The 20,992-nt window shown below is 66.8% G+C and carries 20 protein-coding genes and 6 pseudogenes; 11 read left to right on the top strand and 15 right to left on the bottom strand.

Features of this window, described 5'->3' with window-relative positions:
- Positions 1-23 precede the first annotated feature (23 nt).
- The 4 genes and pseudogenes from ACFV2X_RS22740 to ACFV2X_RS22725 form a co-directional block, all read right to left on the bottom strand.
- Complete coding sequence (locus ACFV2X_RS22740; protein WP_385619249.1) at positions 24-1,478, bottom strand: MFS transporter; 1,455 nt, start codon at positions 1,476-1,478, stop codon at positions 24-26.
- Positions 1,479-1,536: 58 nt separating this feature from the next.
- Complete coding sequence (gene ptlH / locus ACFV2X_RS22735) at positions 1,537-2,388, bottom strand: 1-deoxypentalenic acid 11-beta-hydroxylase (RefSeq protein ID WP_385619247.1); 852 nt, start codon at positions 2,386-2,388, stop codon at positions 1,537-1,539.
- Positions 2,389-2,663: 275 nt separating this feature from the next.
- Positions 2,664-3,863 carry a pentalenolactone synthase gene (penM, locus tag ACFV2X_RS22730; protein ID WP_385619244.1) on the bottom strand — a complete coding sequence of 400 codons (1,200 nt, stop codon included), beginning with the start codon at positions 3,861-3,863 and terminating at the stop codon, positions 2,664-2,666.
- 328 nt (positions 3,864-4,191) lie between these two features.
- A pseudogene (locus ACFV2X_RS22725) lies at positions 4,192-4,754 on the bottom strand (transposase); the annotation flags it as partial.
- Between ACFV2X_RS22725 and ACFV2X_RS22720 the strand changes: the two are divergent.
- Positions 4,752-4,996, top strand: a pseudogene (locus ACFV2X_RS22720) (transposase); the annotation flags it as partial. The pseudogenes ACFV2X_RS22725 and ACFV2X_RS22720 overlap by 3 nt on opposite strands.
- A 324-nt stretch (positions 4,997-5,320) precedes the next feature.
- Here ACFV2X_RS22720 and ACFV2X_RS22715 read toward each other — a convergent pair.
- The 4 genes from ACFV2X_RS22715 to ACFV2X_RS22700 all read right to left on the bottom strand — a co-directional run bounded on the left by ACFV2X_RS22715 (position 5,321) and on the right by ACFV2X_RS22700 (position 9,457).
- A complete protein-coding gene (locus ACFV2X_RS22715; protein WP_385619242.1) occupies positions 5,321-6,967 on the bottom strand; it encodes an IS1182 family transposase in 1,647 nt (548 codons plus the stop codon).
- Between the two features lie 420 nt (positions 6,968-7,387).
- Positions 7,388-8,521 (bottom strand): DUF6973 domain-containing protein, encoded by a 1,134-nt coding sequence (locus ACFV2X_RS22710; RefSeq protein WP_385619240.1) that lies wholly within the window; start codon positions 8,519-8,521, stop codon positions 7,388-7,390.
- Positions 8,521-8,973, bottom strand: a complete 453-nt coding sequence (locus ACFV2X_RS22705) for a hypothetical protein (protein WP_385619238.1) — start codon at positions 8,971-8,973, stop codon at positions 8,521-8,523. Before ACFV2X_RS22705 ends, ACFV2X_RS22710 begins: the two co-directional genes overlap by 1 nt.
- A 253-nt stretch (positions 8,974-9,226) precedes the next feature.
- A complete protein-coding gene (locus tag ACFV2X_RS22700) occupies positions 9,227-9,457 on the bottom strand; it encodes a WXG100 family type VII secretion target (protein WP_385619236.1) in 231 nt (76 codons plus the stop codon).
- A gap of 326 nt (positions 9,458-9,783) precedes the next feature.
- Here ACFV2X_RS22700 and ACFV2X_RS22695 point away from each other — a divergent pair.
- Positions 9,784-10,044, top strand: a pseudogene (locus ACFV2X_RS22695) (transposase); the annotation flags it as partial.
- Positions 10,045-10,053: 9 nt separating this feature from the next.
- Here the strand turns inward: ACFV2X_RS22695 and ACFV2X_RS22690 are convergent.
- A complete protein-coding gene (locus tag ACFV2X_RS22690; RefSeq protein WP_385619234.1) occupies positions 10,054-10,332 on the bottom strand; it encodes a hypothetical protein in 279 nt (92 codons plus the stop codon).
- A gap of 79 nt (positions 10,333-10,411) precedes the next feature.
- Here ACFV2X_RS22690 and ACFV2X_RS22685 point away from each other — a divergent pair.
- Positions 10,412-11,250, top strand: a protein-coding gene (locus ACFV2X_RS22685) for an IS5 family transposase (protein ID WP_385619232.1) whose coding sequence is annotated in 2 segments (ribosomal slippage) — positions 10,412-10,766 and positions 10,766-11,250 — 840 coding nt in all. Because the reading frame shifts where the segments join, the coding sequence is not laid out codon by codon here.
- A 16-nt stretch (positions 11,251-11,266) separates the two neighbouring features.
- Here ACFV2X_RS22685 and ACFV2X_RS22680 read toward each other — a convergent pair.
- The 3 genes from ACFV2X_RS22680 to ACFV2X_RS22670 form a co-directional block, all read right to left on the bottom strand.
- On the bottom strand, positions 11,267-11,611 hold the full coding sequence (locus ACFV2X_RS22680) for an ArsR/SmtB family transcription factor (RefSeq protein WP_385619230.1): 345 nt from the start codon (positions 11,609-11,611) through the stop codon (positions 11,267-11,269).
- The gene (locus tag ACFV2X_RS22675; RefSeq protein WP_385619228.1) at positions 11,608-12,066 is read right to left on the bottom strand and encodes an SRPBCC domain-containing protein; all 459 of its coding nucleotides are present in this window, start codon (positions 12,064-12,066) and stop codon (positions 11,608-11,610) included. Before ACFV2X_RS22675 ends, ACFV2X_RS22680 begins: the two co-directional genes overlap by 4 nt.
- 199 nt (positions 12,067-12,265) lie before the next feature.
- On the bottom strand, positions 12,266-12,610 hold the full coding sequence (locus ACFV2X_RS22670) for an integrase core domain-containing protein (protein WP_385619504.1): 345 nt from the start codon (positions 12,608-12,610) through the stop codon (positions 12,266-12,268).
- Between ACFV2X_RS22670 and ACFV2X_RS22665 the strand changes: the two are divergent.
- Positions 12,560-12,778 (top strand): annotated as a pseudogene (locus ACFV2X_RS22665) (hypothetical protein); the annotation flags it as partial. The gene ACFV2X_RS22670 and the pseudogene ACFV2X_RS22665 sit on opposite strands and share 51 nt — an antisense overlap.
- On the opposite strand, the gene ACFV2X_RS22660 reads toward ACFV2X_RS22665, so the two are convergent.
- The gene (locus ACFV2X_RS22660; protein ID WP_385619227.1) at positions 12,775-13,410 is read right to left on the bottom strand and encodes a hypothetical protein; all 636 of its coding nucleotides are present in this window, start codon (positions 13,408-13,410) and stop codon (positions 12,775-12,777) included. The pseudogene ACFV2X_RS22665 and the gene ACFV2X_RS22660 overlap by 4 nt on opposite strands.
- A 231-nt stretch (positions 13,411-13,641) precedes the next feature.
- On the opposite strand from ACFV2X_RS22660, the gene ACFV2X_RS22655 reads away from it, so the two are divergent.
- Positions 13,642-14,058 (top strand): VOC family protein, encoded by a 417-nt coding sequence (locus ACFV2X_RS22655; protein ID WP_385619225.1) that lies wholly within the window; start codon positions 13,642-13,644, stop codon positions 14,056-14,058.
- On the opposite strand, the pseudogene ACFV2X_RS22650 reads toward ACFV2X_RS22655, so the two are convergent.
- Positions 14,055-14,204 (bottom strand): annotated as a pseudogene (locus ACFV2X_RS22650) (IS982 family transposase); the annotation flags it as partial. The gene ACFV2X_RS22655 and the pseudogene ACFV2X_RS22650 overlap by 4 nt on opposite strands.
- Positions 14,205-14,219: 15 nt before the next feature.
- On the opposite strand from ACFV2X_RS22650, the pseudogene ACFV2X_RS22645 reads away from it, so the two are divergent.
- Positions 14,220-15,064: pseudogene (locus ACFV2X_RS22645) on the top strand (integrase core domain-containing protein).
- A 9-nt stretch (positions 15,065-15,073) separates the two neighbouring features.
- A complete protein-coding gene (locus ACFV2X_RS22640; RefSeq protein ID WP_385619223.1) occupies positions 15,074-15,553 on the top strand; it encodes an ABC transporter substrate-binding protein in 480 nt (159 codons plus the stop codon).
- On the opposite strand, the gene ACFV2X_RS22635 is transcribed toward ACFV2X_RS22640, so the two are convergent.
- Positions 15,495-16,172 carry a GntR family transcriptional regulator gene (locus ACFV2X_RS22635; RefSeq protein ID WP_385619221.1) on the bottom strand — a complete coding sequence of 226 codons (678 nt, stop codon included), beginning with the start codon at positions 16,170-16,172 and terminating at the stop codon, positions 15,495-15,497. The two genes, ACFV2X_RS22640 and ACFV2X_RS22635, sit on opposite strands and share 59 nt — an antisense overlap.
- A 132-nt stretch (positions 16,173-16,304) precedes the next feature.
- Here ACFV2X_RS22635 and ACFV2X_RS22630 point away from each other — a divergent pair, with 132 nt between their 5' ends.
- From ACFV2X_RS22630 to ACFV2X_RS22615, 4 genes are all read left to right on the top strand, one after another.
- The gene (locus tag ACFV2X_RS22630) at positions 16,305-19,244 is read left to right on the top strand and encodes an AMP-binding protein (protein ID WP_385619219.1); all 2,940 of its coding nucleotides are present in this window, start codon (positions 16,305-16,307) and stop codon (positions 19,242-19,244) included.
- A gap of 110 nt (positions 19,245-19,354) precedes the next feature.
- Positions 19,355-19,765, top strand: a complete 411-nt coding sequence (gene madL, locus ACFV2X_RS22625) for a malonate transporter subunit MadL (protein ID WP_385619217.1) — start codon at positions 19,355-19,357, stop codon at positions 19,763-19,765.
- 1 nt (position 19,766) lies between these two features.
- Positions 19,767-20,531 carry a malonate transporter subunit MadM gene (gene madM / locus ACFV2X_RS22620; RefSeq protein WP_385619216.1) on the top strand — a complete coding sequence of 255 codons (765 nt, stop codon included), beginning with the start codon at positions 19,767-19,769 and terminating at the stop codon, positions 20,529-20,531.
- A gap of 124 nt (positions 20,532-20,655) precedes the next feature.
- Complete coding sequence (locus tag ACFV2X_RS22615; protein WP_385619213.1) at positions 20,656-20,835, top strand: hypothetical protein; 180 nt, start codon at positions 20,656-20,658, stop codon at positions 20,833-20,835.
- Positions 20,836-20,992: the final 157 nt, after the last annotated feature.

Here is a 20,992-nt window from a genome sequence, read left to right as displayed (position 1 = left end):
GCGCCGTTCGAGGGGCGCGGGTGTCAGCTGGGGTCGGGGAGCTTCAGACTGATCACGAGAACGGTCACCGAGAAACATGCCAACAGGGCAAGCACGAGCACGGCCGCTGACACCGTCGACAGCCAACTGGCCAGGGAGAGATAGAAGGTTCCGCCGACGGTCGCGCCCAGCGCGGTCGCCATCTGCTGGCTGGTCACCAGCACACCGCTGCCCATGCCGGCCTGCGCGGGGGGTACGTCGGCGAGGATCGTCCGGAACAGCGTCGGGCCGATCAGCGCCGCGCCTGCGCCGAAGAAGGCGATCCCGACGAGCACGAGCGCCAGGGAGGGATGCGGCCAACCCAGCCGGAGCACCAGTGCCAGCAGCAGCAGGCCCATGCCCTGGACGAGGGCGCCCAGGGTGACGATCCGGCTGCCCAGGGCCGCCGCGATCCTCGGGGTGAACAGCGTCACCACGAAGAACGCCGCAGCGAACGGCGTCAGCACCCCGCCGGAGGCGAGCCCGCCGAAGCCGAAGTGACCCTGCGCGATCAGCGCGTAGACGAACAGGAAGGCGCCGAAGCCGGCCGAGAACGGCACCATCGCCGCCAGCCCTCTGCGCATCCCCGGCTGGGAGAGCACCGACGGGGACAGCAGCGGTGAGCCGCCCCGTGCCTCCAGCCCACGCTCGGCCCGCACCAGCGCCAGCGCCCCCACCGCGGCGACCGCGAGCAGCGACCACAGCCACAGCGGCCAGCCCAGGTCGGGGCCCGCCACGACCAGGGCCAGCACACAGACCATGGTGACACCGAACAGCACGGTACCCACCGGATCGAAGCCCGGCTTCGTGTCGGCCCTGGTCGCGGGGACACGTCGGACGGCCAGCAGCGCGGCCACTCCGATCGGCACATTGATCGCGAAGACCGACCGCCAGCCGATCCCGGCGACGTCCAGCGAGACCAGCAGCCCGCCCAGGATCTGCCCGGTGACCATGCCGAGGGCCGCGGTCGCGCCGTACATGCCGATCGCACGGGCGCGCGCCTGGCCCTCGGTGGCCGCCTGGATCGTCGCCAGCACCTGCGGTACGAGCATGGCGCCGGCGGCGCCCTGCAGCAGCCGGGCCGCGACAAGGAACTCGATGGTCGGGGCGAGTCCGCACAGCGCCGAGGTGACGGTGAACGCCGCGAGCCCGTAGGCGTACAGGCGCCGTCTGCCGAAGGCGTCGCCCAACCGTCCGCCCAGCACCAGGCCGAGGGCGTAGGTGAGGCCGTAGCCGGACACCACCAGCTCCAGTGCGGCGGGGCCGCCGTGGAGGTCGTCACTGATCGAGGTCAGCGCCACATTGACGATGGAGGCGTCCACGATGGACAGGGCGTATCCGGTGAGCACCACCACGAGGGCGATGCCACTGAGCCCCGCGGCGGCCGGCTCCGTGTCGGCCGAGGACTCGGGTGTCGCGTTGGGCCCCTTCAGAGGGGGGAGGCCCTCGTGTTTCGTCATGCGCTGCCTACCCAGGCGTTTGTGGGGGACGGTTGAGGCGGGTGCGGGGATAACAATGTCACTCGGTGGTGGTGGGGGTGCCGGTGATCTTCGACATGACTCCCTTGGAGGGGTCCTTCGCGGACTCCGGCCAGGGGGTCAGAGCGTTGAACCCGCGGTGCGAGGAGGCGGGCTGGATACGGGTGTCCATCGACATCCGCATGCCGGCCGGGTTCACCGAGACGTTCGGGATGGACTTGTGGCACATGAAGGCGTGGAAGATGATTACGTCGCCCGGTTCCATGGGCGAGAACAGCAGTTGCTCGTCCGCGCCGAACTTCTCCGCCGGGATGCCGCGCACGGCGTGGCCGAAGCGGCGGAAGTTCTCGGTCACGACGTGCTCGCGCGGGCCCTTCTGGTGGCTGCCGTCGGCGACGGCGACGCCGCCTATCTCGGGGGTCGTCGCGAGCAGCGGCACCCAGGCGGTGCGGAAGTCCTTGTTCGGGCCGATGTAGAAGCCGTCCTGGTGCAGCGGGGTCAGGAAGCTCGGCTCCGCGGAGCCCGCGGCGGAGGGGTAGTAGCGGATCGTCGTCGACTTGAAGACGAAGACGGGCTCGCCGAAGACCTTCTCCCAGACCTTCAGGGCCGAGGGGTGGTTCCACAGGTCGTCGTACTTGACGTAGTCGTGCATCGCCACTTCGTCGACCGCCTCGAAGGACTCGATGGTGAGGGTGTCGAGCGTGGTGCCGGGGGCGGCGTGGCCGAGTGCGATCAGGCCCTCAAGCATCTGCTCGGCGGCGGTCCGGACGAGTTCACGGTCCAGGGCGCCGCGCAGATAGAGGTAGCCGTGCTCGTCGTAGAAGCGGTCGAGGGCCTCACGGTCGTCGAGAAGAGGCGTGCAGTCGACGTAGTCGCTGAAAGTGTCCGTCATGGTTCCTTGTCCTCCTGACGTCTGTGCGTGAGGGGAAGGAGCGTCAAACATCCGGTCGGGCGGACGGCTTCGGTGGCGCCGGGTGAGGCGGAGGTGACGAGGGACGACCGCCGGGGACGGCTGGTGCTGACGTTCAGGATGGCGGGGGCCGGTGATGCGCCGACGCGCTGTGATCCGTCAGAGATGATCCGTCAGAGACGACACGCCAGGCATCGTTCTGGCGAAGCGGTCGACCATGAACGGTGGACGGCTGTGTTTCACTCGCGCAATGCCACTTAGAAGGTAACGGGGAGTTCATCGAACCCGCCGGTGATTCGGTGCTCCTGCCAGCGCAGCGACTCCTCGGGCACCGCGAGCCGCAGGTTGGGCAGTCTGCGGAACAGCCGCTCGAACACCGCGGTCAGCTCGATCCGGGCCAGTGTGCGGCCGATGCAGTGCCGGGCGCCGTGCCCGAATGCCAGGTGTGACTTGGGCTTGTGCCGGACCAAGTCGAGCAGGTCGCCGTCGGGGAATACCCGGCCGTCGTAGTTGGCCGCGCCGATGGCCAGCATCACCGCGTCTCCGGTCCTGATCACTGTCTCGCCGACGGTGATGTCGCTGTGCGCGTAGCGGGGTATTACCGCGTTGGCTCCGTTGCCGCCAACGCCCAGGCGCAGGATCTCCTCGACCGCGACCGACGCGAGTTCGGGATTCTCGGCCAGCAGGACACGCTGGGCCGGATTGCGCAGCAGCAGCAGGGTGCCGAGGTCGATGCGCACAATGGTGGTCTCGTAGCCGAACAACAGCACGGCGTTACCCAAGTGGGCAATGTCTGCATCGGACAGTGCGCCGTCTTTATCGGCGATCAGCTCGGACAGGATGTCGTCGCCCGGCTCGGTTCGCTTGCGCGCCACCAGTTCCGTCATGTAGTCGACGACCTGCTGAAAGGTGTTCGCCGAGTGCTGGTCGTCGGTCTGGTCGAACGTGCCTCTCGCCCACTGCCCGAACCGCTCCCGGTCGGCCAGCGGCACGCCGAGTAGATCGCAGATCACCATGGTCGGCAACGGAAACGACAGCGCGCGGTGCAGGTCGACCGGCGCAGTGCCGGCGGCCAACTGGTCGAGCAGGTCGTCCACGTGGTGCTCGATGCGGGTCTTCATCAGGCGCATCCGGCGCGTGGAGAACCGGGGCACAAGCAGCGCGCGCATCTGCGCATGCCTGGTGGCCTCGGTGTCGGGGTCGTCCCCTGCCATCAGCGCGACCATGAAGCGCCTGGCCGCGCTCTTGGCCGACTGCTGCGGGTCGGGATTGCTGAGGCCGAGTCGGCGGTCGGCGAGTAGCGCCCTCACTTCGTTGTAACGGGTGACCAGCCAGGCAGTATCTTCACCGGCGGTCCGCACCCTGGTGATCGGCCCCTCCTGCTGCAGTGCGCGCAACTGGGGCGCGATGCCGAGCACGGCTGGGTTGTCGAACGGTAACCTCGGCAGTTCCTTCATGTGGTCATGATCATATGTGTAGGGTTTTTATGTCAATAAGTTTGAGTCAGGTATTTCAGTGGTCGAATCAACGTGGGTTGACTGTTAGTGCCAGCGTGTTTGCTCGAAGTCCGGGAGAATGCCGGTGCCGTTTCCTTGACATCGGCGGGAAATAGCAGGCCATCAGCTTCGGGGAGATCACACAGCGACCCCCTTGGCTGCGAGCACGGCGTAGGGGAGCTTCTGCGGTAAGTCTTCCTTGATAGGGCAGCCCTGTGCCCCAAGGCGAATGCCCGATCCAGGCGGCGGCGATCCCAGAACGTACTAAGAGGTCGTTTTCTCCTGTGCTTCATCCCGGAATTGCTGTTTGATCCCACGGTGTCGGGTCGCGCCAGGAGATGGTGGCTTCGTCGGTGAGACGGTGGGCCATCAGGTCGGTCATGGCGAGGTGGATCATGGCTTCGGAGCGGGCGGGCAGGGTCTCGTCTTCGCGGGCCAGGCGGCGGTGGAACATCAGCTACCCATAGGTCCGCTCCACCGTCCAGCGCCTCGGCGGTGGGGTGAATCCGCTGGTCCCGGGGGCGCGCTGGACGCTTTCCATGTCGACGCCAAGGCGGGCGGCGTGCTCGACGAGGTGCTGCAGGTAGCCACCGTTCACCCCGGCCTTGCGGATCGAGGGATGGGCGGCCGCGACCTAGCCGACCAGGTGGGTGTCGGCGACGGAGTCCTGCACGCTCGCGGCCGTGACCAGCACCGCGCGCAGCAGTCCGAGGGTGTCGGTGACGATGCTCCGCTTGCGGCCCACGATGTCTTCTTCGTCGCATCCGTGCCCTGCCCGGCGGTCGGGACGCTGGTGGACGTCTTGACGCTCTGCGCGTCGATCGCGCACGCGGACGACTCCGCTCCCTTGCCTGGCGTCAGGCCCGCAACGGCATCCGCAAACCCACCCACGACCTGCCCACCCTGATGAACGCCATCCTCTGCGTCGACCGCGCCGGCATCCCTGGCGCCACCTGCCCCACGACTTCCCGCCCAACCAAAGCGTCTATGGCTACTTCGCCCGCTGGGAAGCCGATGGCATATTCGACCAGCTCACCGGCCTCTTACGCAGCAAAGTCCGCGAGGCCGAAGGCCGCCCGAGCGAGCCCAGCGCCAGTCATTTCAGTGTAATAGCGCGACTCGGCTGCAGCGGAGTCGACCACCTGATCGGCACTGCCGCAGGGCCGACTATCTGGGCGGTAATCAGTTGAACCCCCGCTCGTCTTATGTTGGAGGTTTATGCCAACTCAACCTCCGAAGAACTGCGACAACTTTACTTCTGCATGCCTGTCAGTGGCGGGGTCGACCGATTTCCATCGGCGGACGCCGGCGAGCGCGGCGTGGTATGGCTGGACGACTTGCCGTCTTCCATAAATGACTGGAGGAAGCCGGACCGCAGACACGGTGAAGCGGCAGCCTGTGCGACTCTGTCGCCCGATTCATGGACGTCGTGTGCGTGTTTTCCTGCGGGGTGGGGGATTGAGGTCGAGGTCGGCGAAGTGGGTGCGGCGTGTGGTGCCGATAGGGCGCCCGGTCAGGTGGGCGTCGATGCGGTGGAGGTTGATTGCTGCGGCGCTGAAGACGTGGGCCAGGGCGGTCTTGGCCTGGCCTCGGTAACGGCTGCGGCGGATGCCAGTAGTGCCGACGGCCTGGGAGATCGTGCCCTCGACGCCCGCGCGCTTTGCGAAGCGTTGTTTCCAGGCGTCGGTTTCCTGCGCGACGCGCTGCTGTTGGAGGAGTTCGTGTTCCTCGCGGGGGTGCAGGGTGAGGCGTCGGGTGAAGCCGCTGGTGCACGAGGTGCGGACCTTGCAGTTGCGGCAGTCCCATTCGGGGAAGATGACCACGGTCCGCGGCTGTCCGTCCATGCGGGTGCTGCCCCAGTAGCGGCTCTTGGCCCCCTTGGGGCAGACGGCGTACTCCTCGTCCCAGTGGATCTGGAAGTCGGTGAGCGCGAAGCCTTTGTTGGCCCGGGTCTGGCGGTCACTTGCGGGTGGTAGTGGCCCGAGGATGTCGATGCCCTGGGCGCGTGCGGTCAGGATGATTGCGGCGGAGGTGTAGCCGCCGTCGACCAGGTGCTCTCCTGGTTCTGCCCCGCGTCGTTCCAGGTGTTCGTGGACGGTTGCGACCAGGCGGGAGTCGTCCACCGCGGCGTGCGTGGTGGCCACGTTCACGATCAAATGAGGGAGATCATTGTCGCAGGTCTCGCTGTAGTGGACCTTGTAACCGTCCCAGATCATGCCGCGCTTGACCGCGCAACGTGCGTCCGTATCGTGCGGGCTGACCAGCCGGAATCTGCCCGGCAGGAGGTCTTTGCCCTCCCGCCAGCGCACCCCCTCACCGTGCTCGCCGCCTCGGTGGTACTGCTGGATCCATGCCCGGCGCAGGACCTGCACGGCAGGCAGCTGCCGCAACCAGGCCGGCGCATCAGGCCGATGGACCGCCTCCAGCAGGGCGAAGCCGTCCACTCCGACCTGCACCGCGAAATCCCCGCGCTCCACATCGCCCTTCGGCAGCCGGTAGGAGTCCGCGCGCTGTCCGTAACGCTCCTGCCAGGACACATCCGCGATCCGGGCCGCGCGCAGCCAGTCACCGGCGGCGACCGTCAGGGCCTCGAGCGCGCACCGCAGGGTCTCTGCGCAGAACTCCAGCCGGTTCACATCCCTCACCAGAGCCAGGACATGGGTGGCGTCCGTGCGCACACGTCCGCCCGCACGCAGGAAACCCAACCCGGACAGGCGCGCCAGCAGCCGGTCCAGGACCACCTGCTCGCGGCTGTGTTCAACCAGGCGTGTCCGGAAGCCGGAGAGGACGGAGAAGTGGAAGCCCTCGTCCTCCAGCTCCAGCCCGAGGAGATATTTCCAGTCGATCCTGGAGCGGACGGCATCGGCAGCCTGGCGGTCCGTCAGCCGTTCAGCGAACTGCATGACCGACACCACGGCCAGCATCCCCGGAGCAAGCCCCGGCCCGCCACGGGCCGGGAACGCTGCCGCGAAGTCCGCGTCCTGGAACAGCACACCCAGCTCATCGCGGACCCGCATCGCCAGACAGCCCTTGGGGAAAGCCGCACGAGCAACCCGAGCGGTCATCTCAGGAATCTCGGGAGCGGGGACAGGACGCAGCGATACCGCCGATCCTCCTCACTTCCCCGCGAACAGACCGATCCCCAACACCATCCCACCCCGAGAACCCCCAGGTCAGCCGATTCCCAAGAATCGGGCGACGGAGTCCGACAAGGTCTCGCCAGACCCCCCTATGAGCTGCAGCGACGCATTTCTGAACTGCACAAGCTTCTCAGCGTCCCGCGAGGTGTTCATGCAGCGAAGCACCTCGGGGGCCTTGCTGTTGCCGTCGCGAAACACAGCGTCGACGACAGCAGCAGGAGTGCCGCGCTTATTTGGGCCAACACAAAGCCCCAGGTCAACGACCGTACTGCAATAGAGACACGCTTCAGGCAGGCGCAACCGACCAACCATCAACGGTGTTCACCTTCGCGAGGGGCTGTTCGCTCACCGGTCCGCAAAGTGTTGCTGCTTCGCTGCCTGGTCGGACTGTGCGTAACGGCGCGCCTCGTTGAGAATGTACTGTTCCACAGGTGACCTGTAGTTCGGGACGCCCCTGGGCGGTGCCTCGAACGGAACCCTCTCCTTGGCCTGTTTGCCTAAATTTCTTCCGTTTTCGTTGTTTACCAAGTCCGCCATATGATCCGCGCGTTCGGACTTGGGGTAGTACGCTTCATGGGCATCGGCCCAGCGCTCCGCCCCCTCACTGCCCAACTCGTAGGTAAGTCTGGCCTGCCAGATGGTGTGGCGAAACGCGTTCTCGTCGATGTTGGGATTCTTGTGGTGCTCTTGCTCGGCTGTCTTTTTCGCCCAGTATGTGATGTCGGCCCATTTCGCCGCCTCCCACGGACGCTGTTTCAACAGGTCCCGCTCCGCCCAGTGGACGCCTTGCTGATCGGACTCCGCCGCGCGACCCCTCGGGTGAGTGCCGTCCGGGCCCCACTCGAAGGGCCACTTGGTGTTCTTCCGGTAGTCCGCGGCGAGCTTGATCCCTCTCTGCCGGATCTGCTCCCGCCGTATGACCGCGCCCGCGTGGTCACGGTCGGCCATCACTGGCGCACTGCTGAATCCCACCTGCGCCAGGTCCACCAGTCCGCGCAGGGCTTTCGCCGCGGAGTCGTCGGAGTTCGCGGCCTTGGAGAGGATGCCCTGCACCTCCGCTGTGAGCCCGTCGACCTCCGCTTGTGAAGCCTGTTTCTTGGGGTCGACCTCACACAGGGCCATCACCTTGAACCTCCCCTCGCCCTTGTCGATGACGTGGATGTCCCGCTTTCTGGCCCGGTCGAGAGCCCCCGTCAACTCCTTTTGGTAATACATCAGTTCGGCGTAGGTGTCGCGGAGAATGTTGCGGATCGAGGTGGCCTCGGTGACCGCCTGCTTGAACTCTCTGGACGTCTTGGTGATGAACTCCCGCGTGACCGTGGCGTTCACACCTGCCCAGTTGGCCCTCCGGGACTTGCCGTCGAGCCCCTCCTCAGCATGCGACTGAAGCTTCTCCAGCTTGTGCACCATCTGGTCCCAGTCGGTGATGGCGGCATCGAGATCCTTGAAGTTCCCGTTACGCAAGGCGTCGAGATCCATTAAGGCACGACTCCCTCACTGAAGCCCTGGTCCAGGGTAGAGATCTCGCTGAACTTCGTGACCAGATACGTCTCATCGCCCTGGTGCGCATGCTGCGTGTAGTCGAGGTGGTTGGAGATGTGAGCGCACGCGCCCTGCAGGGAGCGAAGCTGGTCGCCCCAGCGCGTGGTCACATGGTCGAGCGCGGCACCGATGGCGAAGTCCGTCTTCAGCCCCCTCGCCGCCTGGTAACTCATGGTCTGGGCGTGGTACCCGTCCCGGCCCAGGTTCTGGTGCAGCCTATACGCGGCGTCGCCGATAGCGGCCAAGTCCTTTTGATCCACCCGAAGGTCGCCCTGCGGATCGCTGCCGCCGGCTGCGGGTGAACCGGGTAGCTGGTTGAGGCGCACGTGAGTGGAGTGCCGTGCTGCCGCGTCAGCTTTCAGCCGTGCCCATTCCTCCTCAAAGGACATATTTCCCCCATGTATTGTTTAGCCCATGAGCGTCATCACGTTGAGACTCATAGGAAGCCCCTATGGCGGCTGACCTGGTATTTGCGATGGCGCGAACGTGGGCGTGACCGCTGATCGTGGTCTGCAGGTGCCGGTCGCGGGGACGAGCTCTGTGAGCAGATCGCGGATCTCCGGGACGCGAGCGAGGTTGAGGTGAGCAGGAGCGCCGCCCGGAGCGGGCGGGGCTAGTGATGGTCCTTGGACCTGAGGTCCTTCACCGTATCGCGAAGGTTCCGGGCGATCGTGCCGAAACAGCCGGGCAGCCGTTCCAGCGCGGTCCTGATCTGGCGAATCGGTCGGCGGCGGACCCGGTCCAAATGTGTTCGCTGCCCACCGTACGGCTGTTCAGGGCGCTGATGATGCCGTTCAGCTTGTCCAGGTTCTCGGTGAACATCTTTGCCGTCAGTCGCATCTCTTCGAGATTGCCACCGCGGAGACTGGACATGAGTGGTTTTCCTTTCGGTCGTATGGTCTGCCCATGGGTGAGGCATTGAAAGGAGCTTCCCCGGTAGGAACCGGGATGTCATTGACGCCAGGCGCAAGGGTTCTTGACGTCCAGCGCAACGAAATCAAGCACTGTTCCTGTGTCGTTCAGAAACCCATCGCTGCTGGTCAGGCTGCGTGGCTGTGCTCATTAATTAAAGCTGCTTCATCTTGAAGTAGCTGGTCAGGGCGCTGGTGTGACGCCGGTTCGGGGTGCGTGCTGGTCGTGGGCTGCAGTTTGGGGTGTAGATCGTCTGACAGGGGTGGGTTTGCGCCGAGCTGACCAGCTCGTTCGCTGAAATGCTCACCACGCTCGGCGGCACCCGCCTGCCCAACTGGATCACCGAGGCCACGGACGCCAACCTGCCCGGCATCAGCAGCTTCGCCGTCGGCCTGCACAGCGACTTCGACGCGGTGACCGCCGGCCTGACGACCGGCTGGAACTCCGGCCCGGTCGAGGGCGCAGTCAACCGGATCAAGATGCTCAAACGGCAGATGTTCGGCCGCGCCAGCTTCGGCCTTCTCCGCAAACGGGTCCTGCTTGCCTGAGGGTCCGCGTCAGCCCTCGTCCTCCAGGAGCCCGAAGCCGTCCGGGAACTCCTCCAGAAACGCCCGCCGAGACGGATTGGACTCCTCGCGGGCCATCGTGCTGAGCATGTCGAGGAACTCGTTCCGCTGCCCGGGCGACAGTTTGCTCACGACGCAGGCGACGCCCTCCAGGACCTTGAGGGCGTCGTCCGGATCCATTTGCTCGTCTTCAGAACCGTCAATGAACCAGAGGACATCGACCAGCGCCTCGGCCAGAACTCGCGTCAGGGACGGGTACGCAGCAGGCATTGAGACGACCTCCAGCACGATGGGGACTAAGAACTCCTAACGAAATGATCTTCGAGGTGGTTGGATCACTCTGGGACTGATGATCCGGGGGTGCTGGGTGGCTCGGCCAAAGCCATGGGAGGTCGACGACGAGCTGTGGGCGGTGATCGAGCCACTGCTGCCCAAGGTCGAGCGTCGGGCCCGGCATCCCGGGCGTAAGCGCCATCCGGACCGATTGGTGTTCCAGGGCGTCCTGTTCGTGCTGCACACCGGGATTGCCTGGGAACACCTCCCGCAGGAACTCGGCTTCGGCTCAGGCATGACTTGCTGGCGCCGCCTGGCCGAGTGGACCGAAGCCGGTGTGTGGCCCCGGCTGCACGAGGTCCTCCTGGCCCGGCTTCGCAGCGCAAACGCCCTCGACTTCTCCCGGGCGGCCGTCGACGGCTCCCACATCCGGGTGTTAAAGGGGGCCCAAAGACCGGACTAAGCCCCGTCGACCGGGGCAGGACGGGCAGCAAGCACCACCTGATCACTGATGCCACCGGCATCCCACTCGCCGCCACCTTGACCGGCGGCAACCGCAACGACGTCACCCAGCTGATCCCACTGCTTCAGGCTGTACCGCCGGTGCGGGGCAAACGAGGCCGGCCCCGGCGCCGCCCGGACGTTGTACTGGGCGACCGCGGCTACGACCACGACAAGTACCGCCGCCTGGTCCGAGATCTCGGCGTGAAGCCGCTGATCGCCCGCCGGGGCACCGAGCACGGCTCCGGGCTGGGCACCCAACGCTGGGTCGTGGAGCGCGCGTTCGCCCATCTGCACTGGTTCCGCCGCCTGCGGATCCGCTGGGAGATACGTGACGACATCCACGAAGCCTTCCTCACCCTCGGATGCGCACTAATCTGCTGGAGAAGGCTGCGTCCCCTGATGGGTCATTGAGCCGCCCCTGCCGAGTTCAAGGGGAAGCGGATCCCTCCGACAGATCCTTGATCGCGTTCAGGCGGTGTTCCCACTGGGCAGCGAGGGCGTCCATCCACCGTGTTGCCCGCTTCAACGGTTGCAGATCGGCTTCGTAGCGGACCTCCCGTCCGGCTCGGTGGGCACGTACCAGCCCGGCACGATCGAGGACTGCGAGGTGTTTGGCCACCGCCTGGCGGGTGACGGGAAGGCTTGCTGCCAGCGATGTCGAGGTCGCGCCGCCTTCGCGGGCGAGGATGGCCAGCACCTCCCGGCGGATCGGGTCGGCCAGGGCCACCAGGACGTCCTCGGGGGCTGGTTCGCGCTCGGTGGTGCGGGTCATGCCGTGATCGGTTCGCAATCCGCGCGCAGTTGGTTGAGCTTGCCGGGCCAGTTCTGACTGTTGGCGCGGTGCCGGTCGGTGGCCTCGTCGGTGGGCAGCCCGAGGTGTACGAAGCCACTCTCGACCATGGTGAGCCTGGTGCCTCCTGTGGAGTCGTCCGCGGCCAGAGTGAACTCGACCAGGGTGGCGTTGGTGCCGTCCGGCTCCTCGCCGGCGGCACCTTGGGACCACCGCCAGGACAAAACGTGTGGTGGTTCGACCGCCTGGATACGAGCGGGAATGACGCCGTGGATCCCGTGGTCGAAGACCAGAAGACCGCCGGGGCGCAGGTCGATCTTGACCGGCTCTCCGCTACCGAACCAGCGGCCGAGGAACGCGGGTTCCGTCAGAACGGACCAGACCCGTTCCCTGGAGGCATTGATCACGATGGCGCGTTCGATCGTGTTGGGGATCATTGGCAACCTCTCCTCATCCGGATGCGCTACCCCAAGGTTGCACATCCGGACCGCATGCGCAACTAGATTGTTGCGCATGAGGCTGGTGGCCGCCCGGACACCCCACCCAGCGTCGAACACCGGCTCTCATTCCGTTAGGAGTTCTGAGCCGGACTCGCGCCGGCAACCCTGCCCTTGCCGAGAATGTCATCCATGCAGGTCACGCAGCATGTCGGTATTCGTGGAGGATGCCGCCGAGTCGATCGCGTCGTCGTATGTCGAGACGGCTGATCTGCTCAGGATCGTCGATCGGCGTGGGTAAGGCGTGCAGCGGTCTGGCGTTCGCGATGCCCTGGTGTGGCCGGTGTGCGTTGTAGAACTGCTCGAACTCTCGCAGGGCGTGGAGCAGGTGCCGGTGGTTCCAGATCAGGGTGCGGTCCAGGAGTTCCCGTCTGCAGGTCTGTACCCACCGTTCCATGATCGAGTTCATCCTCGGCATCTGAACACCGCTGACGGCCACCGACTGCGACGCGGCAGCCGAGGAGGCAGACCACTGGCCTTCGATCGCGAGACCTACAAGCAGCGCAATACCGTCGAGCGGTGCATCAACCGCCTCAAGCAGTGGCGAGGCATCGCCAACCCCTACGAGAAGACAGCCACCATCTACCTGGCCGGACTCCACATCGCCGGCATCTTCCTCTGGTCCGCCGGTGATCCAAACGAAACCGCCTAGTCGAGGGTCCACTTGCCCGTGCGCTCGGGGTCCGGCCCGACCTTTTCCATCAGGTACGTCACGGACGTGATCTTCGCGTCCTTCGGCACCTCAAAGACGATCCAGCCGGAGACCCGCTGACCCGGCTTGACGATCAGTTGGAGGCCGCCAAGGGACTTGCCGACGGTGGGGGTTCCGGGCTTGCCCTGATATCCCTGCCCGTTCGCGTCGTAGACCATCGCCTCCGCGTACCCGGAGTCCTGGTAGGTGCCGGTGCCGGTCTCGACGATGGTGAACTTGGCGGCCACGAGGCGGTTTGCGGCGGCCGGTTCGAGTGCGCCGATCGACGACTTGGCGTGGTTCTCGAACTTCTCCAACGTGAAGTCGGCCTCGAGCGTGCCCGTGCCGTTCAGGCTGCCTTCCATCCCCACCAGCTTCAGGGTGTCGCCGAGCTTGCCGACCGGCGCCTGCGTGCTGCCGCCGGGCGACTGCTCCCCGGCCGGCTGGGCGGTGCTGCTGGAGCCGACGCCCTTCGTGGGCCCCGTGGGCCCCGTGGGCCCGGCCTTGTCGCTGCCCCCGTCCGAACCCCCGCATGCCACAAGGGTGGCGGTGAGCGTGACGACTGCGGCGGCAGCCGCGATGGAACGGCGCATGGGATCCCCCCGTACATTCCCGATGGACCAGGTCAGTATGACGACTGATCCAGGTCAGTGTGTCGATGCCTGGAATCCTTGTACAGATCGGTGGTGCGGGGAACGGCCGTTCTGTAACCGAACTGCACTAGATGATCGATTCCAAGGGTTGGGTCCTAACGATCCCGGACCTGCCGGACTGGTGGCGCGGCCCCATAGGCTGAGCCCCCGTCCGCACTGTCTGGGGGAGTAATGACCAGTAGGTTCACCGAGTTGGTTGTCGACTGCCACGATCCGGAGCGGCTCGCGGCCTTCTGGTGCGCGGTCCTGGACTTCAAGGTGATCGACCGGAGCGAGGGCAAGGTCGAGATCGGCTCCTGGGAGCCGACCGTCGAGGAGGTCCGGGCCCGCCAGATGCCGCCCACCTTGCTGTTTATCCGGGTGCCCGACGGCAAGATGGTGAAGAACCGGCTCCACCTGGACGTCAGTCCGATCGACGGCAGTACTGACGACGAGATGGCCAGACTGCTTGGCCTTGGCGCCGCCAAGGTGGGCGGGGGCCAGGGATCCGGCCGGAGCTGGGTGGTCATGGCCGACCCCGAGGGCAACGAGTTCGACGTCCTGCGCACCCTGGCACCGTCCAACTACATGATCGATCCCAAGGGTTAGTGGTCGTAGGCAGTCAGTGAGCGCAGGATGGGCTGTCCGCTCTGGTCGTTGTGCCAGATGGCGGTGGTCAGCGGGAGGATGCGCTGCATGACGCGGGCGACGACGCCGGCGGGTGTGCGGCCGTGGTGCCGCTCCAGGTCGAGCTGTGCGGGTGCCGATAAATCGGCAAGCCGGGCTTCATCGACAGCGACCGTGCCGTCCTCGCGGGCCTGCTCCACCACCTCCCCAAAGACAGACTGCGGCACCTTCTGCTGCTGGTCCGCCCCGAGACCATCTTGCACTGGCATCGTGAACTGCTCAGGCGGCGCCATGCCGCAACCTGCGTACCCAGGCGACGCGGACGCCCGCGCACCCTACGGTCGATCCGCGCCCTGGTTCTTCGCCTGGCCAGGGAGAATGCCGCGTGGGACCTGGGCCGACTTTCTCCGCAGCCAGAGGCCAAGGCTCTTCTCGCCCGCGATCTGTTCGAAGTCCGCTCGCTGACGGGGGCGCGCCTGTACGTCTTCGCTGTCATCGAGCACGCCACCCGTCGCATCCGGGTCCTCGGCGCCACCCGACACCCCACTGCGGAGTGGATCGTGCAGCTCGGACGCAATCTCCTCATGGACCTCGAGGGTGCGGACGGCAAGGCGAAGTTCCTCATCGCGATCGCGATTCCAAGTTCACATCCGCCTTCGATGCCCTGATGACCGATGCCGGTCTCAAGGTCGTCACCACCGGCATTCGGATACCGCGTATGAACTCGGTCATGGAGCGCTGGATGCAGACCTGCCGCAGGGAGCTGCTGGACCGGACCCTGATCTGGAACCGGAGCCACCTCCTCCACGCCCTGCGCGAGTACGAATCCTTCTATAACGAGCACCGCCCGCACAGGGCCCTGGAACAAGCCGCTCCCTGCCGCCCGCTGCCCACGCCCATCACCCAACAAGCCCAACTCGCCCACCTGGAAGTCCACAGACGAGACCGACTCGGCGGAATCCTCCACGAATACCAGCACGCGGCGTGAACTGCACGGATGATTTATCGGCACCCGCAGTGCTGTAGAAGCAGAAGACGCTCGCAGGCGTTGCTGGTCCGCAGGGACTCCGGTATCAAGAGCGTCACTGATCTCAAGGACAGGAAGCTCGGCTCCTACGGCACCACGATCAACGCGAACCTGTTCGTGCTGCCCGCGGCAGAGAAGGCCGGAATCGACGCGGGCGAGATCAAGTTCGTCCCCCTCAACACCGACCAGATCACCGCCGCGCTGCTGACCGGCTCCGTGGGCGCCGTACAGACCTGGGACCCGTTCGCGCCAGGAGAGGGAACTCAAGGCGTCCGGCGTCCTGACCAAGAGCGTCGACTGGAACGCGGCGATCGACCACACGATCGCCGCGGAGGCCCTCGCAGCGGATGGATGATGCTCGCGGCCGCCTCCGCGGTACCGGGAGCGCGGTTCACCTGGCGCTGTGTGCCGGCTCCGTCACCTGCCGCCACGTCCGCATCAGCTGGCTGAACTCCTTGACCTGGACGAGCACATGGTCGCGGGCGGCGTTCTCCGCGGTGTCCGCGTCCCCGCCGGCAATGGCGTCGGCGATCTCACGGTGCTCGGCCAGCGAGCGCCGCATGCGATCCGGCACGCGCAACTGCAGCCGCCGGTACGGCTGGAGGGCCCGTTTGAGCGCATGGGCCTGCTGCCGCAGGTACTCGTTGCCGCAGGAGTCATAGACGATGTCGTGGAACCAGGCGTTGGCGTAGTAGTAGCGGTCGGCGTCGCCGGCCGTGGCGTGTTTCACGCACTCCTGCAGGGCGCGTTCGAGCTCGTCCAGCGACTCCCGCTCGATACGGCGGGCGGAGAGCCGTGCCGCCATTCCCTCGAGCTCGGCCATGACTTCGAAGCGTTCGGCCAGCTCGGAGATGCTCAACTCGGTGACGAATGTGCCGCGTTTGGGGCGGATCTGCACCAGTCCGGAGCGCTCCAGGGCCTGGAGGGCTTCTCGGATCGGCGTGCGCGAGCATCCGTACTCCCGCTCGAGCTGTGCTGGATCGAGGCGTTCACCGGGGCGGTAGCGGCCGTCGATGACGGCGTTCTCGAGCGCGTCCCGCACGCGCTGTGATTCCGGGACTCGAGCCATGGACACCTCCGAGCCCAGAATATCCGACCTGGACAGGGGGTGGTGCATCTCACTCTCGCGCTGTTATATACATCAGACGCGTTTACGCATATGAAATGCGTCTGGAACCGGAGGCAGGGCGAAGGAGCGGAGATGGGACGTCGTGACGGCTGGCTGCTCACCGAGCTGTTCCAGGCGCTCGGGCGACGGCGTGGCGGCGACCCGGCGGCCGGAGAGCCGTACGACTCCCCGCTGGACCAGCTGCTCGCCGCCTGTGAAGTCCTGATGAGTGACGTGGGTGAAGCCTCGATGCGGGCGGTCGCGGCTCGAGCCCTGTCCGCCTACGACACGCTCGACGACGTCGGCAGGCTCGTCTTCTTCACCCACATCACCAAGACCTACGATGTCGACGCAGAGCGGGTCCGCGCCGCCTTCCGCCGGTGGGAGGACGCCAGGAACTCCGGATCCGACGGCGGCGAGGAACTGGTCCGGCTGTTCGACGTGGTCGAGCCGGCCCGCCAGCAGCTGCTGCGCCGGATGAACCACGCACCCGGTGCCACGCTCGCCCTGGTCCGGATGCGCGCGGACCTGCGTCGGCTGACGCGCCGTCATCCGGAGCTGCGGTCCCTCGACCACGACTTCCACCACCTGCTCACCTCCTGGTTCAACCGCGGCTTCCTCCGCATGGAGGAGATCACCTGGGACTCACCGAGGGAGCTGCACGACCACCTGCTGCATTACGAGAAGGTCCACCCGATGGCGGGCAGGGCCGAGCTCCGCCGTCGTCTGCAGCCCGAGGACCGCCGTGTGTACGCCTTCTTCCACCCGGCCACCGGGGACGTACCACTGATCTTCGTGGAGGTCGCCCTGATGCGCGGCATGCCGGAGCGCATCGCCCCGCTTCTGGAGAACGGCCCGGCACTGAGCCCCTCGCAAGCAGACACGGCAGCGCTCTACTCGATCAACAACGCCCTGGACGGCCTGGCCGGAGTCTCCTTCGGCAGCTTCCTCATCAAACAGGTCATCGAGCAAGTGGGGGAGCAACTGCCGCACCTGGCGCAGTTCGTCACGCTCTCGCCCATCCCCGGATTCCGGCGCTGGCTCGGCGAGCGGGCCGAGCAGGACGCCGACCTGCGGCTGCTCGTCCGGGAGCTGGACACTGTGGAAGAACCGGCGAACCTCGGCTCGGAGGACGCCGAGCAGATCCGTCCCCGGCTCCTTCCCGTCCTGGCGCGGTACATCGCGGTCGAGCGGCGCGACGACGGGCGCCCCCTCGACCCGGTCGCCCGCTTCCACCTGGGCAACGGGGCCATCGCCTGGCGGCTGAACTGGCCGGCGAACAGCTCGTCGGAGGCCTGGCGGCAGTCCTACGGCGCGATGATCAACTACCGCTATGAGCCGGAGAAGCTGGAGCGCCGGCACGAGGACTTCGTCCGCAACCGCACCGTGGCGCTCGGCGGACCGCTGCGCGACGTCCTCCCGGATGCCCCGACGGCTTCCCCCACCACAGACGCGTCCACCACCTCGGACGACGAGAGAGGAACACCCCCGATGGCGCCCTTCACGACCATCTACCGGTCCTTCGTCGAGCAGGCGGAGCGCCGGCCGGACAAGGCGCTCTTCGAGCTGCCCGACGGGCAGAGGATCACCTATCGCGAGACTGCGGAGACCGTGCGGCGGATCGCGGCCCGTCTCGTCGCCGACGGCGTCACCCCCGGTGACCGGGTCGCCATGCAGGTGGAGAAATCCCCGGAGGCCATCGCACTGTACCTGGCGACCCTGCGGATCGGCGGCGTCTTCCTGCCGCTCAACACCGCCTACACCGGTGCGGAGATGGAGTACTTCATCGGCGACGCCCGGCCCCGTGTCCTCGTCTGCTCCCCGGACCGGCTGGCCGACCACGCGCACCGCGCGGAGCAGGGGCTCGTCGTCGAAACCCTCGGCACCACCGGCGACGGCACCCTCCTCGACGGCGACGGCGACGGCGACGGCGACGGTCGGCATGAGAAGGTCTTCGACGCATCGGCCGACGACCCGGCGGCGATCCTCTACACGTCCGGCACCACCGGGCGCTCCAAGGGCGCGGTGCTCTCCCACGGCAACCTCGCCTCCAACTGCCGGGCGCTGCTGGAAGCCTGGCAGTACACCGCCGAGGACCGGCTGATCCACGCCCTGCCGATCTTCCACATCCACGGGCTCTTCGTCGCCGCGAACATGACCCTGGCGGCGGGCGCCTCCATGTACTACCTGCCGAAGTTCGACGCCGGGACGATCGTCGACCTGCTACCTGGGGCCACGGTGCTCATGGGCGTCCCCACCTTCTACACCCGGCTGCTGAAGAACGACCGGCTCACCCCCGAGGCCTGCGCCTCGATGCGGCTGTTCGTCTCCGGATCGGCTCCGCTGCTCGCGAGCGATCACCAGGCATTCGAGGCCCGCACCGGCCACGCCATCCTGGAGCGCTACGGGATGACCGAGACCGGCATGAACACCACCAACCCCTACACCGGCGGACCGCGCAAGCCCGGCACTGTCGGCATGCCGCTCCCCGGCACCGAGATCCGGGTGGCGGACGGCACGACCGGACGGCCGCTGCCCGACGGCGAGGTCGGCAGCATCGAAGTTCGCGGTCCGAACGTCTTCACCGGCTACTGGCAGTTGCCCGAGAAGACCGCCGCGGAGTTCCGCGAGGACGGCTTCTTCATCACCGGTGACCTGGGCCGCATCGACGAGGACGGCTATCTGCGCATCGTCGGCCGGGGTAAGGACCTCGTAATCTCCGGGGGCTACAACATCTATCCCAAGGAGATCGAGGAACTGCTCGACGCCCACCCCACGGTGCAGGAGTCCGCCGTGATCGGCGTTCCCCACCCGGACTTCGGCGAGACGGTGGTGGCCGTCGTCGTACCGGCTCCGGACCAGCAACCCCAACAGGCGGAACTGCTGGACTTCGTCGCCAAGGACCTCGCCCGGTTCAAGCACCCGCGCGCCGTTCGCGTCGTCGACGCCCTGCCTCGCAATGTGATGGGGAAGGTCCAGAAGGCCGAACTGCGCAAGCGCTACGCCGACCTGTTCGCGGGCGCGGACGCCTGACCCACCGGCCAGGACGTGGACAACGGCGCCGCCCGGCCCCACCCCTCTCCCACCCTGCAAGTCCCCCTGTTTCCCAATGTCCCCCAGTGTCTCTCAGTGTGGAGAAGACGATGGTTATCTATGGAGTTGCAGCACTGGCGGTGTGCATGCTCGCGGGCGCACTCGTCGGTGAACTGCTCGGCGCCGTGGTCGGCGTCGATGCCAATGTCGGCGGAGTCGGCTTCGCCATGATCATGCTGGTGCTGGTCACCCACCAGCTCCGCCGGAAGGGCAAGTTCCCCGAGGCCTCCGAGCAGGGCGTGCTCTTCTGGAGCGCGATGTACATACCGATCGTCATCGCCATGGCCTCCGCGCAGAACGTGGTCAAGGCGGTCACCGGCGGCCCGATGGCGATCCTGGCGGGCCTCGGTGCCGTCGCCGCGGGGTTCGCCCTGGTACCAGCGCTGGCGCGGATCGGCGAACCGGGCGAACCACTGGAGACGCCGCAGACGCTGAGCACGGACGAGAAGCAGGAGGCATGAAATGGACCGGTTCACATCCGTCTTCCAAGACAACGGCCTGCTCGTGGCCTTCGGGCTGGTCGGCGCGCTGATGCTGGTCGGCGGGTGGTTGTCCAAGACGCTGACCCGCGGCCGGATGCAGGGCTCCGCCATCGCCATCCTCCTCGGCCTGGTCCTGGCCTACTGGGGCGGCACGGTGACCGACGGCGAGCACGGGCTCGCCGACTTCTCAGCGCTCTCCGGGCTGAGCCTGATGGGCGGCGCGATGCTTCGGGACTTCGCGATCGTCTCCACCGCCTACGGCGTCGACCTGAAGGTGATCAAGCGTGCCGGACTGTCCGGCGGTCTGTCGATCCTGCTGGGCGTACTCATCTCGTTCGTGGTCGGGGCCGTGATCGCCGCTTTCTTCGGCTACACGGACGCCAAATCGCTGACGACCATCGGCGCCGGTGCGGCCACGTACATCGTCGGGCCGGTGACCGGCACGGCGGTGGGCGCGAGTTCGGACGTGATTGCCCTGTCGGTGGCGGCCGGGCTGGTCAAATCCGTGGTGGTGATGGTGGGGACACCACTCATCGCCCCACTGATCGGACTGAACAACCCGAAGTCCGCCATGGCCTTCGGCGGCCTGCTGGGTACGACCTCCGGCGTGGCCGGCGGTCTCGCGGCCACCGACAAGCGCCTGGTCCCCTACGGGGCCATGACGGCCACTTTCTACACGGGCGTCGGCTGCCTGCTCGGCCCGTCGCTGCTGTACATGGTGTTGCGGGCGATCGTCGGTGGGTGAGGGCGATCGTCGGTGGGGTGAGCGGGGCACCATCGGTGGTGCCTTCCTGACTCCACAACCTGTGCGATCTCGCTGATCGACACTCGCTTCGGCCGGGGGAGAAGCCAGCGGCGGCCTTCTGCGCATGGCGTTCTGCATCGCCGCCCACAGCAGCACGGACGTGCCGGTCGCCCGTCTCTTCGACGTCGAGGATCTCGTCGGCATTCCGGACGATGACGATGAGGGTGAGGAGAAGGCGACGCGGGTTGCCGGGGCCACGCCGTCGAAGATCCGGATGGAGGAGGACGCGGATGCGCGCACGTGATCTGGTGGTGGAGTACCCGTCGGTGAGGCTGGACAGCGATGCGCTGGACGCGGCGCGGTTGCTGGCCGAGCAGCGGCTGCCCGGGGTGCTGGTGATGGACGACGACGGGGAGCCGTACGCCCTGCTGCCCGCGTCCGCGCTGGTCAAGCTGCTGGTC

Origin of the sequence: Streptomyces sp. NPDC059679 (genome assembly GCF_042734105.1) — a bacterium.
Classification (GTDB): Bacteria; Actinomycetota; Actinomycetes; order Streptomycetales; family Streptomycetaceae; genus Streptomyces.
The sequence above is the reverse complement of the archived record's forward strand: the minus strand, read 5'-3'. Positions and strand labels throughout refer to the sequence as shown.